This is a genomic window from Amycolatopsis sp. NBC_00355, assembly GCF_036104975.1.
Taxonomy (GTDB): domain Bacteria; phylum Actinomycetota; class Actinomycetes; order Mycobacteriales; family Pseudonocardiaceae; genus Amycolatopsis.
In genome coordinates, this window is sequence record NZ_CP107982.1 from 7,478,602 (window position 1) to 7,492,624 (window position 14,023).

The 14,023-nt window shown below is 70.3% G+C and carries 18 protein-coding genes; 16 read left to right on the plus strand and 2 right to left on the minus strand.

What is annotated here, in order from left to right; translation table 11 throughout:
• Positions 1–31: 31 nt before the first annotated feature.
• The 16 genes from OHS18_RS34380 to OHS18_RS34455 all read left to right on the plus strand — a co-directional run bounded on the left by OHS18_RS34380 (position 32) and on the right by OHS18_RS34455 (position 11,705).
• On the plus strand, positions 32–1,174 hold the full coding sequence (locus OHS18_RS34380; RefSeq protein WP_328613610.1) for a hypothetical protein: 1,143 nt from the start codon (positions 32–34) through the stop codon (positions 1,172–1,174).
• 703 nt (positions 1,175–1,877) lie between these two features.
• Positions 1,878–2,489, plus strand: coding sequence for a hypothetical protein (locus OHS18_RS34385; protein ID WP_328613611.1), 612 nt, complete (start codon positions 1,878–1,880; stop codon positions 2,487–2,489).
• A gap of 21 nt (positions 2,490–2,510) precedes the next feature.
• Positions 2,511–3,170 (plus strand): LysE family translocator, encoded by a 660-nt coding sequence (locus OHS18_RS34390; RefSeq protein ID WP_328613612.1) that lies wholly within the window; start codon positions 2,511–2,513, stop codon positions 3,168–3,170.
• A 284-nt stretch (positions 3,171–3,454) separates the two neighbouring features.
• Entirely contained in the window at positions 3,455–4,762 is a 1,308-nt protein-coding gene (gene secY / locus OHS18_RS34395) for a preprotein translocase subunit SecY (RefSeq protein WP_328445501.1), read from the plus strand.
• Positions 4,759–5,313 (plus strand): adenylate kinase, encoded by a 555-nt coding sequence (locus OHS18_RS34400; RefSeq protein WP_328445500.1) that lies wholly within the window; start codon positions 4,759–4,761, stop codon positions 5,311–5,313. The genes secY and OHS18_RS34400 overlap by 4 nt, the downstream gene beginning before the upstream one ends.
• A 44-nt stretch (positions 5,314–5,357) precedes the next feature.
• Positions 5,358–6,134, plus strand: a complete 777-nt coding sequence (gene map / locus OHS18_RS34405; RefSeq protein WP_328613613.1) for a type I methionyl aminopeptidase — start codon at positions 5,358–5,360, stop codon at positions 6,132–6,134.
• A gap of 264 nt (positions 6,135–6,398) precedes the next feature.
• Complete coding sequence (infA, locus tag OHS18_RS34410) at positions 6,399–6,620, plus strand: translation initiation factor IF-1 (protein ID WP_004558881.1); 222 nt, start codon at positions 6,399–6,401, stop codon at positions 6,618–6,620.
• 96 nt (positions 6,621–6,716) lie between these two features.
• Entirely contained in the window at positions 6,717–6,830 is a 114-nt protein-coding gene (gene rpmJ / locus OHS18_RS34415; protein WP_004558882.1) for a 50S ribosomal protein L36, read from the plus strand.
• A 205-nt stretch (positions 6,831–7,035) separates the two neighbouring features.
• Positions 7,036–7,416, plus strand: coding sequence for a 30S ribosomal protein S13 (rpsM, locus tag OHS18_RS34420; RefSeq protein WP_004558883.1), 381 nt, complete (start codon positions 7,036–7,038; stop codon positions 7,414–7,416).
• Positions 7,413–7,598: a hypothetical protein gene (locus OHS18_RS34425; protein ID WP_020643221.1), complete on the plus strand. Its 186-nt coding sequence runs from the start codon at positions 7,413–7,415 to the stop codon at positions 7,596–7,598. The genes rpsM and OHS18_RS34425 overlap by 4 nt, the downstream gene beginning before the upstream one ends.
• An 18-nt stretch (positions 7,599–7,616) precedes the next feature.
• Positions 7,617–8,024: a 30S ribosomal protein S11 gene (gene rpsK / locus OHS18_RS34430; RefSeq protein ID WP_247060546.1), complete on the plus strand. Its 408-nt coding sequence runs from the start codon at positions 7,617–7,619 to the stop codon at positions 8,022–8,024.
• A 23-nt stretch (positions 8,025–8,047) separates the two neighbouring features.
• Positions 8,048–8,653, plus strand: a complete 606-nt coding sequence (rpsD, locus tag OHS18_RS34435; protein ID WP_328445490.1) for a 30S ribosomal protein S4 — start codon at positions 8,048–8,050, stop codon at positions 8,651–8,653.
• Between the two features lie 93 nt (positions 8,654–8,746).
• Complete coding sequence (locus OHS18_RS34440) at positions 8,747–9,817, plus strand: DNA-directed RNA polymerase subunit alpha (protein WP_328445489.1); 1,071 nt, start codon at positions 8,747–8,749, stop codon at positions 9,815–9,817.
• A 44-nt stretch (positions 9,818–9,861) separates the two neighbouring features.
• Positions 9,862–10,539 carry a 50S ribosomal protein L17, sunset domain variant gene (gene rplQ / locus OHS18_RS34445; RefSeq protein WP_442874313.1) on the plus strand — a complete coding sequence of 226 codons (678 nt, stop codon included), beginning with the start codon at positions 9,862–9,864 and terminating at the stop codon, positions 10,537–10,539.
• 65 nt (positions 10,540–10,604) lie between these two features.
• Positions 10,605–11,441, plus strand: coding sequence for a tRNA pseudouridine(38-40) synthase TruA (truA, locus tag OHS18_RS34450; protein ID WP_328618625.1), 837 nt, complete (start codon positions 10,605–10,607; stop codon positions 11,439–11,441).
• An 81-nt stretch (positions 11,442–11,522) separates the two neighbouring features.
• Positions 11,523–11,705, plus strand: coding sequence for a hypothetical protein (locus OHS18_RS34455; protein WP_328613614.1), 183 nt, complete (start codon positions 11,523–11,525; stop codon positions 11,703–11,705).
• A 62-nt stretch (positions 11,706–11,767) separates the two neighbouring features.
• On the opposite strand, the gene OHS18_RS34460 is transcribed toward OHS18_RS34455, so the two are convergent.
• Together OHS18_RS34460 and eccE are read right to left on the minus strand one after the other, a co-directional pair.
• The gene (locus tag OHS18_RS34460; RefSeq protein ID WP_328445485.1) at positions 11,768–12,487 is read right to left on the minus strand and encodes a hypothetical protein; all 720 of its coding nucleotides are present in this window, start codon (positions 12,485–12,487) and stop codon (positions 11,768–11,770) included.
• On the minus strand, positions 12,484–13,719 hold the full coding sequence (gene eccE / locus OHS18_RS34465; protein WP_328613615.1) for a type VII secretion protein EccE: 1,236 nt from the start codon (positions 13,717–13,719) through the stop codon (positions 12,484–12,486). The genes OHS18_RS34460 and eccE overlap by 4 nt, the downstream gene beginning before the upstream one ends.
• Positions 13,720–14,023: the final 304 nt, after the last annotated feature.

Genomic DNA, 14,023 nt, shown 5'->3' on the forward strand with positions numbered 1-14,023 from the left:
CGATATCGGAATCCGCGCGGAAGATCACAGGGTGGACGAACCGTCGCAGGAGCCGAACCCGCCGGCCAGGCCCGAACGGCCGGCCGCCGGGGAGCCGCCGTCGGCCTTCCCGGTGGAGGCGCGGCCCACGGCGGCGTCCTCCGTCCCGGTGGAGCCGCGGGACGCGCTGCTGGCGTTCCCGGTGGAGGCGCCGCGGCCCGCGGCGAGCGTGCCCTTGGCACCGGCGGAATCCGGTGCGGTGCAACCGGGGGACGCCTTGCCGGCGGTCCCGGAGGAGGTGCCGCCGCCCACGGCGGAGGAGCTCTTCGCCCCGGTGGAACCCGACGTGGATCGGCCGGCCGACGGTCTGCTGGCGTTTCCGGGCGAGCCGTCCCAGCCCGGGTCACCGCCGGCGCCCGCGCAGCCGTCCGACGGTGATGGATCGCCACCCACGGAGCCGGTTCCGGTCGCGATCCTGCCGGGCTCGCCCGTGGCTTCGCCGCGTCCGGCGGCCGCGGAGATTTCGCCGCCGGTCGAGGAACCACCGGCTCCCGGAGCATCGCGAGTTCTCGTACCGGTCCTGGTGGTCATCGGCGCGCTGCTGGTCCTGGGGGCGTGTTTCCTGCCGCTGTTCCGGGTCGAGCAGCACGTGACCGCCCAGCAGACCTTCTTCACCCCCAAGCTGGTCTTCACGGAGACCGCCTGGAACAGCCAGGTCTCCGCGGAAGGGAACGAGTCGGTCGACCAGCCCGCCGCGCCCGTCGGGATCCCGGTGGTGGTCGCCGTCGCGGTGCTGGCGGTCGCGGCGGTCTTCGGCTTCTCGCGGCGGAAACGGCTCGGTCACGGGCTCGCCGTGGCCGGGGCGGCCTTCGCCGCCGGAATCGCCGCCACCATCGGGATGAGCGGCTTCGGCTGGTCCTCCGGCTTGGGCGACGAGGGCCTGGACATCAGCCTCGGCCTGGGACTGTGGTCGCTGATCGCGGGGGTCGCCGTGACGGTCGCGGCCGTGGTCCTCGGGTACCTGCCGGCCCGGGAACCGGACGACTGGTCCGATCCCGCCTTGGCCTACGCGGACACCCCCACCCCGCCCAGCGGGTTCCCGGCGCCGACGATCGAGGGCGCCGGACTCTCCATCACGGTCCTCCCACCGGAGACACCGCCCGGGCCCCGGCCGCCGGACCCGCCCGGTCACTGAACCGGACATCCTTGCCGGGAACGGAATCCGCCGGGAGGATCAGCGGGTGCCCGAACCGTCGCAGGACCCGACCCCGCCCGCCGAGCCCGCGGAAGGACGAGAGGATCCGCCGTCGTCCCGGGCCGAGGCGCCGGAGTCGGCGCCATCTGGCCAGCCGGTTCCGGCCGGCGATCTCCGGTCCACGGCCGCGGGCCCGCCGGAGCCGTCCTTGCCCGCCGAACTCGCGGAAGGACGAGAGGGTCCGCTGTCGTCCCGGGTCGCGGCGCCATCTGGTCGACCGGTTCCGGCCGGCGATCTCCGGTCCACGGCCGCGGGCCTGCCTGACCCGTCCTTGCCCGCGGAGCCGGCGGGAGGACGAGAGGGTCCGCTGTCGTCTCGGGTCGAGGCGCCGGAGTCCGCGCCTCCCGCGCAGCCGGCTCCGGTCGACGTGCTCCGGTCCACGGCAGGAGGTCCGGCCGACCAGGCACCACGTGAGCCCGCCGAGCCCGCGGAACGACGAGAGGACTCGCCGTCGTCCCGGGCCGAGGCGCCGCCCGCCCAGTCGGCTCCGGCCGACGGACCACGGTCCACGGCAGGGGGTACAGCCGACGCGGCACCGCCGGACCCGTCCCCGCCCACCGAGCCGGTGCCGGTCACGGTGCTGCCGGCATCTGCTCGACCGCATCGGTTCCCGGTCCGACCCGGACCACCCGCCGCCCAGCCCGTGCCGCGAAGTTTTCGCGACTTCCTGCCGATCGTCCTGGTCACGCTGGCCGCCGCCGCGACGCTCGCCGCCGGTTTCCTGCCGCTCTTCAGCACCGAGCAGGTGCTGGGCCGTGGAGACGACTCCCGCGGGGTGCTGCGGTACACCCAGAGCGGCTGGTCGACCGTCTTCGGCCTACCGGGCGAGGACGGCGGCAGCCAGCCGTCCGAACCGCTCGGGGTCGCGCTGCTGATCGCCGCCGTGGTTCTGCTGGTCGCGCTCGTCTTCGTGATCCGCCAGGTCGTCACCGGCCGGGCGAGCGCCGCCGCGCGGGGTGTCACGCTCGGCGGGGCGGCCTTCCTGGCGGGTGTGGTCCTCGCGACCGCGATGGCGGGCATCCCGGCGCCCGTCGACACCGGCCGCGTCAGGTTCGAGACGTCGCTCGAGGCCGGGATGTGGCTGCTCTTCCTCGCGGTGGTGGCCGCCGCCGCGGCCGCGGTCCTGGGCTACCTGACGCCGGCCGGCGCGGGGCCGGCCTGGTCGGACCCCGGCACCGCCTACGCGGACACCCCCACTCCGCCGTCCGGCATCGCGATCACTGTGCTGCCGCCGGGGGATCCCGCAGCCCGTTAACCGCTCGCGGTGGTCGTTACGGTGGATCCGGAGGTGGTCGTCGTGTGGGTGCTGGTCTTCTTCGGCGCGTCCGTGCTCGTCGCCCTTACGCCAGGGGCGAACAACCTGCTCGGGCTGCACCACGGTATGACGCACGGTGTTCGCCGCGGGCTGGCCGGGCTGGTGGGCCGGTTGGCCGCGTTCACGCTGTTGATCACGGCCGTGGCGGCCGGGCTCGGGCAGCTGCTCGCCGCCTCCGAGACCGCGCTCTCGATCATCAAATGGGCCGGCGCGGCCTACCTGCTCTGGCTCGGGCTGCGGCTGCTCTGGTCCACGATCCGCCGCGGGACCGACGCCGACGCCGCCGCCGAGGACGTCGAACCGCCGGCCGCGCCGATGTCCGCGTGGCGGGTCGCGCGCAAGGAGTTCGGCGTCGCGATCACGAACCCGAAGGCCATCCTCGTCTTCACCGCCTTCGTGCCGCAGTTCATCGACCCAGGTCACGGGCCTTTCCCGGCGCAGATCGCGGTGCTGGGCGGGGTGTACCTGCTGGCCGAGTTCCTGGCCGGTTCGGCCTACGTCGGCGCCGGCGCCGCGGTGAAGTCGATCAAGCTGTCGCTGCGGGCGCGGCGCAACGTGGACCGCGGCACCGGGGTGGTCCTGGTCGGGCTGGCCGGCGTCCTCGCGACGTCCAACGCCTGACCCGGAAGGGCCCGGATCCACCATGATCACGGGCCGGTGTGTCAAGGAATACAGCCAAGCCGCCGAAGTGGATCAACCCGCCGGAGCAACCTTGGTACGGAAAACCCACACGCACTGCGGACACGCCCTGTGAAGCTGTTAGAGTCGGCGACACGCTTCGGGACGAGTGTGCCCCGAAGCGTTCCTGGCTTGCGTGCCAGTAGTGCTGTGTTCCCGCCGGCCACCCGTGCCGGCCAAGCCGATCGTCGGTTAGGACAGCCGACGACGCCGAGGAGGTCCCCCGCGTGCTCAGCGCCTTCCGCTCGGCTCTCGCGACGCCGGATCTACGCAAGAAGATCCTGTTCACGCTAGCCATCGTCGCGGTCTACCGAATCGGTGCGACCATTCCGGCCCCCGGGATCTCGTACGGAGCCGTCCAGGCGTGCAGCTCCCAGGCGCAGCAGGAGGGCGTCTACCAGCTGCTGAACCTGTTCAGCGGTGGTGCGCTGCTGCAGCTGTCGCTCTTCTCGACCGGCATCATGCCGTACATCACGGCGAGCATCATCATCCAGCTGCTGACCGTCGTCATCCCTCGTTTCGAGGAGCTGAAGAAGGAAGGGCAGTCCGGCCAGGGCAAGCTGACCCAGTACACCCGGTACCTGACGGTCGCGCTGGCGATCCTGCAGGCCACCGGCGTGGTCGCGCTCGCGGACCGCAAGCAGCTCTTCCCGGACTGCGACTCGCCGATCATCCCGGACAACAGCGTCTACTCGCTGACGATCATCGTCATCACCATGACCGCGGGCACCGCCGTCATGATGTGGCTGGGCGAGCTGATCACCGAACGCGGCGTCGGCAACGGCATGTCCGTCCTGATCTTCCTGAACATCGCGGCGCGCATCCCGGTCGAGGGCGGCAACATCCTCAGCAACGGTGGTGGCATCGCGCTGACGATGATCTGCGTCTTCGGCCTGGTGATCATCGCCAGCGTCATCTTCGTCGAGCAGGGGCAGCGCCGGATCCCGGTGCAGTACGCCAAGCGCATGATCGGCCGCCGGATGTACGGCGGCACGTCGACCTACCTGCCGATCAAGGTGAACCAGGCCGGCGTCATCCCGGTCATCTTCGCGTCTTCCCTGCTGTACCTGCCGGACCTGATCAGCCGCCTCGTCGGCGACCAGAACAGCAACTCCGGCTGGCAGGTGTTCATCAAGAACTACATCGTGAACCAGTCCAGCTGGGTGCACATCGCGCTGTACTTCGCCCTGATCATCTTCTTCACGTACTTCTACATCACGATCACGTTCAACGTGGACGAGCGTGCGGATGAGATGAAGAAGTTCGGCGGGTTCATCCCGGGCATCCGCCCGGGCCGTCCGACCGCGGAGTACCTGAGCTACGTGCTCGGCCGGATCACCCTCCCGGGCTCGCTGTACCTGGGCATCATCGCGATCCTCCCGAACTTCTTCCTGTCGTTGACCGGTAGCGGGAACAACCAGAACTTCCCGTTCGGTGGCACAGCTGTGCTGATCATGGTCGGTGTCGGTCTCGACACCGTGAAGCAGATCGAAAGCCAGCTGATGCAGCGCAACTACGAAGGGTTCCTGAAGTGACGCGGCTGGTTCTCGTGGGTCCGCCCGGCGCGGGCAAAGGTACGCAGGCGGTGGCGCTGTCCGAGCAGTTGCGGATCCCGCACATCTCGACCGGCGACCTGTTCCGCGCCCACGTCGGCCAGGAGACCCCGCTCGGCCAGGAAGCGAAGCGCTACCTGGACTCGGGCGAGCTCGTGCCCGACTCGGTGACGAACGAAATGGTCCGCGAGCGGCTCGCGGAGCCGGACGCGAAGGCCGGCTTCCTGCTCGACGGCTTTCCCCGCAACACCAAGCAGGCCGAGGTCCTCGGCGAGATCCTGGGCGAGGCGGACGCTTCCCTCACCGCGGTGATCCAGCTGCAGGTGCCGGAGGACGTCGTCGTCGGCCGCCTGATGTCGCGGGGCCGCGCGGACGACACCGAGGACGTCATCCGCCGCCGGCAGCAGATCTACGTGTCGGACACCGCGCCGCTGCTCGAGTACTACGCGGACATCCTGGTGACCGTCGACGGCGTCGGCAGTGTCGAGGAGATCTCGGACCGCGTGCTGAAAGCGCTGCGCGACCGCACGTGAATCTCGGAGGATTGCGTGTACTGCAAGTGCTCCGGCGTGGGCGCATGATCGAGGTCAAGAGCCCGGGCGAGCTGCAGTCGATGCGGGCCGCGGGGCTCGTCGTCGCCCGTACGCTCGCGGCCGTCCGTGCCGCCGCGGTCCCGGGGGTCAGCACCGCCGAGCTCGACGAGCTCGCCGAGCAGACCATCCGGGACGCCGGCGCGGTGCCGTCGTTCAAGGGCTACCACGGGTTCCCGGCGTCGATCTGCGCGTCGGTGAACGAGCAGATCGTCCACGGCATCCCGGCGAAGACCCAGGTCCTCGCCGAGGGTGACCTGATCTCGGTCGATTGCGGCGCGATCCTCGACGGCTGGCACGGCGACTCCGCCGTCACGCTGGCCATCGGGGAGACCGCCGAGGCCGACCTGGCGCTGTCCGCGGCGACCGAAGCGGCGATGTGGGCCGGGATCGAGGCGGTCAGCGCCGGCGGCCGGCTCACCGACATCTCCTACGCCGTCCAGTCGGCCGCCGAACGCGCGGCCAAGGACGACGGCGTCGACTACGGGATGATCGTCGAGTACGGCGGCCACGGCATCGGCCGCCAGATGCACATGGACCCGTTCCTGCCGAACGTCGGCAAGCCGGGCAAGGGCCCGCGGCTGAAGCCCGGCATGGCGCTGGCGATCGAGCCGATGCTCACCGGCGGCGGCGGGGAGACCCGCGAGCTGGACGACGGCTGGACCGTGGTCACGGCCGACGGCTCCCGCGCGGCCCACTGGGAGCACACGGTGGCGATCACCGAAGACGGCCCCTGGGTCCTCACCGCTCCCGAAGACGCCTGACCTGCACGTTCACCCGTCGGTGGTGATCACTGGCCGGTCGACCTGCGTGTCCTTCTAGCATGGTTACCCCCGGTTTGGGGGTCGCGACACGGGTTGCGTACACTGTCAAGTCGGCGCACTTATCGCGCCCGGATCCTGCGCGCTTGTGAATTCGCGATCATGGGACTCGGGCACCAGTGTGCCGCGCACCACCCAGCCCAGCACTAGTGCTCGAGTTGATCAGGTGTGGCGACAGGCAATGCCGACAAAGGAAATGCGGAGGACATGGCGAAGAAAGACGGGGCCATCGAGGTCGAAGGCCGCGTAGTCGAGCCGCTCCCCAACGCGATGTTCCGCGTCGAGTTGGAGAACGGTCACAAGGTCCTGGCACACATCAGCGGCAAGATGCGGCAGCACTACATCCGCATCCTGCCCGAGGACAGGGTTGTCGTGGAGCTCTCGCCCTACGACCTCTCTCGTGGTCGCATCGTCTACCGCTACAAGTGATCACGACGAGTCGCTTTCGGGGGTTCCGGGTGGCGGAGCCCCCGGCTCCGGGGCGAAGCCCCGGATGACAGAGCAGCTAACAGGAGAGCAGAAGACGTGAAGGTCCAGCCGAGCGTCAAGAAGATCTGCGACAAGTGCAAGGTGATCCGCCGTCACGGCCGGATCATGGTGATCTGCGAAAACCTGCGGCACAAGCAGCGGCAGGGCTGATCGCCCGCACTCGACCAGAGTGGATTGACGGCTACACAACCTCCCCGCACCTGCCGGGCCACGCGAGTGGCCCGGTTCACCCCCGGGCTTCAGGCCGGGGCTGGGACACCCGAAGCGCAAGCCGAGGGCACGACAGGCGAGTCGGTCCCGGAACCGGACGGGGAGCAGACCTGAAGATGAAATCTATGAAGGAGCATCAACGCCAATGGCACGACTCGCTGGCGTAGACCTCCCCCGCGAAAAGCGGTTGGAGATCGCGCTTACCTACATCTACGGCATCGGCCGTACCCGCTCGAAGCAGCTGATCAAGGCTGCCGAGCTCAACGCGGACACCCGTGTCAAAGACCTCAGCGATGACGACCTCGCGAAGCTGCGTACGTACATCGAAGAGAACTTCAAGGTCGAGGGTGACCTTCGCCGCGAGGTGAACGCCGACATCCGTCGGAAGATCGAGATCGGGTGCTACGAGGGCCTTCGCTGGCGTCGCGGACTGCCCGTCCGCGGTCAGCGCACGAAGACCAACGCCCGTACCCGCAAGGGTCCGAAGAAGACGGTCGCCGGCAAGAAGAAGGCTGGCAAGAAGTGAGCGTCCAGGGCAAGAAGGTCGTGCAGATGGGCGGCGCCCAGCGTCGCGGCTCGGCTTGTGTCTCGCCCAAGGCGCTCTACGCCCGCCCGATGGCGCTCCGCAACCTGTACACCGACGCCGGTTCGATCATCCGGCGCGGACAGGCCGAAGCGGTCGCCGCTCACCAAGAGAACGCGCGCTAACAGGAGAACCCTCAGAACATGCCACCGAAGTCTCGTACCGCGGCGGGGACCAAGAAGGTCCGCCGCAAGGAAAAGAAGAATGTCGCGCACGGCCACGCGCACATCAAGAGCACCTTCAACAACACCATCGTCTCGATCACGGACCCGACCGGTGCCGTGATCGCGTGGGCGTCGAGTGGTCACGTGGGCTTCAAGGGCTCGCGCAAGTCCACCCCGTTCGCCGCGCAGATGGCCGCCGAGAACGCTGCCCGCAAGGCTGCCGAGCACGGCATGAAGAAGGTCGACGTCTTCGTGAAGGGCCCGGGTTCGGGCCGCGAGACGGCGATCCGCTCGCTGCAGGCAGCCGGCCTCGAGGTCGGCACCATCCAGGACGTGACCCCGCAGCCTCACAACGGCTGCCGCCCGCCCAAGCGGCGCCGGGTCTGAGGAACGGGGAGGAGTAAGAAGAAATGGCTCGTTACACCGGCCCCGCGACGCGTATTTCGCGTCGCCTCAAGGTTGACCTCATCGGCGGCGACCAGGCTTTCGAGCGTCGCCCCTACCCGCCGGGCCAGCACGGCCGCGGGCGCATCAAGGAGTCCGAGTACCTCCTGCAGTCGCAGGAGAAGCAGAAGGCTCGCTACACCTACGGCGTTCTCGAGCGTCAGTTCGTCCGGTACTACAAGGAAGCCGTCCGGCGTCCCGGTAAGACCGGTGAGAACCTGCTGCAGATCCTCGAGTCCCGCCTGGACAACGTGATCTACCGCGCCGGCATCGCCCGCACCCGCCGTCAGGCGCGGCAGCTGGTGAGCCACGGTCACTTCGTGGTCAACGGCGTCAAGGTCAACGTCCCGTCGTACCAGGTCTCGAAGTGGGACATCATCGACGTGCGGCCGAAGTCGTTCGCGATGCTGCCCTTCGTCGTGGCGAAGGAGTCCTACGGCGACCGCCCGATCCCGGCGTGGCTGCAGGTCGTCCAGTCCAACCTCCGCGTGCTGGTCCACCAGCTGCCGGAGCGTGCGCAGATCGACGTTCCGGTTCAGGAACAGCTGATCGTCGAGCTCTACTCGAAGTAATCGAGTTACGGCGGTGGCGCCCTCCGGGCGCCGCCGCCGCGCCATCCCTTCGACGTCATATGGCGGGCGTCGTCTGGAAAGGAATTAGGAAGAATGCTGATTTCCCAGCGGCCGGCTCTCGGCGAAGAGACGGTCAACGAGACCCGCTCCCGGTTCACCATCGAACCGCTGGAGCCCGGCTTCGGCTACACCCTCGGCAACTCGCTGCGGCGCACGCTGCTGTCGTCCATCCCGGGCGCGGCCGTGACGAGCATCCGCATCGACGGCGTGCTGCACGAGTTCACCACCGTTCCCGGGGTGAAGGAAGACGTCACCGACATCATCCTGAACCTCAAGGAGCTCGTGGTGTCCTCGGAAGAGGACGAGCCGGTCACCATGTACCTGCGCAAGCAGGGCCCCGGTGAGGTCACCGCCGCTGACATCGTGCCCCCGGCCGGCGTCACCGTGCACAACCCGGATCTGCACATCGCGTCGCTGAACGGCAAGGGCAAGCTCGAGATCGAGCTCGTCGTCGAGCGCGGCCGCGGTTACGTTCCGGCCCTGCAGAACAAGCAGGCGGGCGCGGAGATCGGCCGGATCCCGGTCGACTCGATCTACTCGCCGGTGCTGAAGGTGACCTACAAGGTCGAGGCCACCCGTGTCGAGCAGCGCACCGACTTCGACAAGCTGATCCTGGACGTCGAGAGCAAGCCGTCGATCACGCCGCGCGACGCGGTCGCGTCGGCCGGTAAGACGCTGACGGAGCTGTTCGGTCTCGCCCGCGAGCTGAACGTCGACGCCGAGGGCATCGAGATCGGCCCGTCGCCGCAGGAAGCGGACACCATCGCTGCCTACGCGATGCCGATCGAGGACCTGGACCTCACGGTCCGGTCGTACAACTGCCTCAAGCGCGAAGGCATCCACACGGTGGGCGAGCTGGTCTCGCGCTCCGAGGCGGACCTGCTCGACATCCGCAACTTCGGCGCCAAGTCGATCGACGAGGTCAAGCTCAAGCTCGTCGGCCTCGGCCTCGCGCTGAAGGACAGCCCGCCCGGGTTCGACCCGACCGCGGCGGCCGCCAGCTACGACGGTGAAGGCTGGTCGGAGGGTGTCGGTGGCATCGCCGACGGGATTTCGGACGGCCACGACGATGGCCAGGACTACGCAGAGACCGAGCAGCTCTAGGGCTCTGTGCCTGGACGCTGCGAGCTGAACTAGTAGGAGAACCAATGCCCACCCCTACCAAGGGAGCCCGGCTCGGCGGATCAGCCGCGCACGAGCGGCTGATCCTGGCCAACTTGGCCACGCAGCTGTTCGAGCACGGCAAGATCACGACGACCGAGGCGAAGGCGAAGCGGGTCCGTCCGCTGGCCGAGAAGCTGATCACGAAGGCGAAGCGGGGCGACCTGCACAACCGTCGTCAGGTGCAGCGCGTCGTCCGTGACAAGGACGTCGTCCACAAGCTGTTCGCCGAGATCGGTCCGCACTTCGCGGAGCGTCCCGGTGGTTACACCCGGATCACCAAGACGATGGCCCGCAAGGGCGACAACGCCAAGATGGCCGTCATCGAGCTGGTGAACGAGAAGACCGTGACGAGCGAGGCCGAGCGCGCGCGCAAGACCAAGTTCGCCAAGGACGAGAAGCCGGCAGTGGAAGCTGCGCCTGTCGAGGCCGCTGAGGAAGCCGCTTCGGAGGCTCCTTACGGTGAGGGCAGCCACGCGCCGCTCGAGGACGGGACGCAGCCCGAGGGCTTCCCGATCAAGGGCAACGACGAGTCGAAGTACTACCACACCGAGGAAAGCCCGTACTACGAGCAGACCAAGGCCGAGGTGTGGTTCGCCACCGCCGAGGCCGCGGAAGCCGCGGGCTTCTCGCTGCCGCCGTCGCAGCAGGACGACGAGTCCTGACGACGGAAGCCGTTCCGGACGAGCCCGCCATCCCCGCTGGGGACGGCGGGCTCGTTCGTCTGCGCCTGGACATCTCCTACGACGGCACGGACTTCTCGGGCTGGGCCCGCCAGCCGGGCCGCCGCACGGTCCAGGGGGTGCTGGAGGAGGCCCTGCAGCGCCAGCCGCCGGGTGCCTCGGTGCCGAAGCCGGTCGTCGTGGCGGGCCGCACGGACGCCGGAGTGCACGCGTCCGGCCAGGTGGTGCACGTCGACGTCGTCCCGCTCGATCCCGCGTCTTCGGGCCGGGTCCCGGTCTCCGCCGAGGGCATCCCGGACCTGACCCGCATGGCCGGCCGCTGGAACCGCCTCCTGCCGGGCGACGTGCGGGTCCTGGGCGCCCGGCTTGCGGCGCCGGGTTTCGACGCGCGGTTCTCGGCGATCCGCCGCCACTACCGCTACCGCGTCTCGGACGCCCCGTGGGGCGTGGACCCGTTGCGCCGCAACGACACGCTGGCCTGGAACCGTCCACTGTCGACGGACGCGATGAACACCGCCGCGGCGTCGTTGCTGGGCCTGCAGGACTTCGCGGCGTACTGCAAGCAGCGCGACACGGGCACGACGATCCGCGAGCTGCAACGCCTGGTCTGGCGCCGGGTGGACGAGCACCTGCTGGAGGTCGAGGTCTCCGCGGACGCGTTCTGCCACTCGATGGTCCGCAGCCTGGTCGGAGCGTTGCTGCTGGTGGGCGACGGCCGCCGCGGACGTGGCTGGCCGGGCGAGGTCCTGGCGAGCGGCGTCCGCGACAGCGCGGTGGCCCCGGCCCACGGCCTGACCCTCACCGCGGTCGACTACCCGCCGGACACCGAACTCGCCGCCCGCGCCGAGCAGACCCGCAACGTCCGCACCTCGCCGCAGATCTGAGCTGCTCCTGCCGGACTCGCATCGAGCCCGGTTCAAGAAGTGAGGAGATCCCTCCTTCACTTCGAGAGGAGTAGCCAGCTCATGAACGAAGAGTTTTTGCGGCTCTTGCCCAGCGTTCGGTTGACCGAGGCGGAAGTCAGCGAGGCATTCGCGGAAGTCGAATCCGAAGATTGCGTCGGCCGAAGCGATGCGGTCGCGGCTCTCGGGCAGCGGTTGCGAGCCACGCGTGCGCCGTTCTGGCCGCCGATCCCCGGGCTCTCTTGAACAACGAAAGCGGGTGGCTCCCGAGGGAACCACCCGCTTTCGCTTGTCAGGAGCGGCGAACTTCAGTCGCCGCGGCGGACGGGGCCCAGCAGTTGCTGCTCCTTGCCCGTCGTCACCAGGCGCAGCGGGCGCCACAGGTTGCGGCCCAGGGCCACCACCTGGTCGTCCTTCAACGTCGTCAGCTGGCGCATCATCTGCGGCGGCAGGCGCCAGATGCGGGCCGCCAGCTCGGCCTGGCCCGCCGGGAGGCGCTGCATCAGGACCAGGTCCGCCGCGTTCGCCGTCGCGCCCGCCTGGGGGTGCAGGTACGGCAGGACGTAGATCGTCGTCTGCCACGGTGACCTCGGCGGGAACAGGTCCTGCGGGGTCGGGCCGCCGTCGGTGACCACCAGCAGCGGGGCGTCCTCCGACGGGCGGGGCAGCTCGATCGGGGACAGCCGGCGGATCTGGACCAGCGGGGACGGCCGGCCGTCGCGGCTGCCGGCCGCGCGGGAGAGCACCTGCCACTCGGTCGGGCGGCCGGTGGCCACCACGACCCACGCGCCGACCGCCATCGCGCGCATCGCCACCTGGCGGGCCAGGTACAGCCCGCCCACCAGCACGATGCGGGTCGGCGTCGAGCGCAGCGCCGAGATCGTCAGCGGCTCGCCCTTGAGGCCCGAGCCGAGCACGATGCCGCCGCGGTCGCCCGAGGGGCTGATCGCGTCGAGCATCGCGGGGTCCACCGTGAACTCCGGCGCCACACCGGTGTTCTGCCCGGCGTCGCGGAGACGGGACGTCATGCTGTGCCTCCGATCGGCAACGTCGCGGCGAGCGCGGAGACCTGCAGCCCCCGCAGCGGCGTCAGATCCACGCCCAGCCGCTCGGACAGGCCGTGCAGCCGCTGGTCGGCGGCGTCGAGCTCACGCGGGTTGCGCGCGCTCAGCCGGACCACGCCGCGCAGGCCGATCTTGCCCTCGTCCGAGGCCGGCGAGATGGACATCGCGACCGACGCCGAAAGCGCGCGGACGCTCGTCAGCGCGTTCAGGCTGCCGGTGATCTTGCCCTTCGGCCAGCCGGTGATCGCGTAGCTCGCGTGGCCGATGCCGGCCGCGGTCACGCCGGACCACCGCTCCTGCAACGTCACCTTGTCCGGCGAACCGGCGACCGACGTCAGCTCCGCGGCGGAGATGCTCGAGCGCAGCAGCTCGTCCGGGTCGAGCGGCCGGGTCGGCACTCCCTGGGACTCCAGGGCGTTGCGCACGCGGGAAAGCGCGCCGATCAGCGCGCGGTGGGCGCCGACGACGCCGCCGCCGCGCTCCCGGATCGCCGCCGGGCAGCGCTTCGGGTCCAGCCGGATCGCGACCCACGTCGTCCGCCGCGCCGCCGCGGGCAGCGGGCCGAGCACCTCCATGTAGGAGCTCAGCGCCGGCGAGTCCGACGGCAGCGCCGCGCTGCCCGGGTAGCAGTGCCAGATCATCTGGATGGAGTCGAGGACCACTCCGCGGTCCTCCAGGCACGGGGCGAGCGCCGCGAGCGGCAGGCTCGGCGCGTCACCGGCCTGGGTGATCATCGCCGGGGTGGGTTCGACGAGCAGCACGGCCGTCCAGGTGCCGTCGTGCCAGGCGAGCCCGACCTGCTGGCGCTCGTGGTCGACGCCGTGCGCGACGACGAGGTCCGGGACGGCGATGCGGAGCAGGTTCACGCGGGCGTCGTCCGCGCCGGTGACCGCGGTCTCCTCGGCGGCCATCGCCTCGACGGTGCTCGGCGGCAGCGGCTCGGCGACGCGGTCGTGGGACCGGAAGGAGTACCGCATCGTCAGGCCGACCCACTGGGTGAACCAGCGGCCGCGCCAGCGCAGCAGCGCGACGATCAACGCGAACGCGAGGATGCCGATCCCCACGTACTTCAACGACATGTCGATGGCGAGCAGCACCAGCCCGACCGCGAGGCCGACCTCGAGCACGACGAGGTTCGCCACGGGGAGCGGGCCGAGGTTCACGCCCGAAGAACGGCGCCGCGCCGGCGGGGCCATCCGGGTCGCGCCGGCCGGGGGAGTGGGCGCGCCGCCGGAGTCTCCGGAACCGGGCCCCTGCGGGCCGCCGGGACCGCCGGGTCCGCCAGGTCCACCCGGGCCGCCGGGACCTCCCGGTCCGCCAGGGCCGCCGGGTCCACCCGGGCCGCCGGGACCGGGGCGACCCGGTCCGCCGGGGCCACCAGGGCCGGGACCGGGGCCGCCGGGGCCACGCGGGGGTCCGCCGGGGCCGCCACCGGGCCCCTGGGGTCCACCAGGACCACCGGGTCCGCCAGGGCCGCCACCGGGTCCGCCCGGCACACCG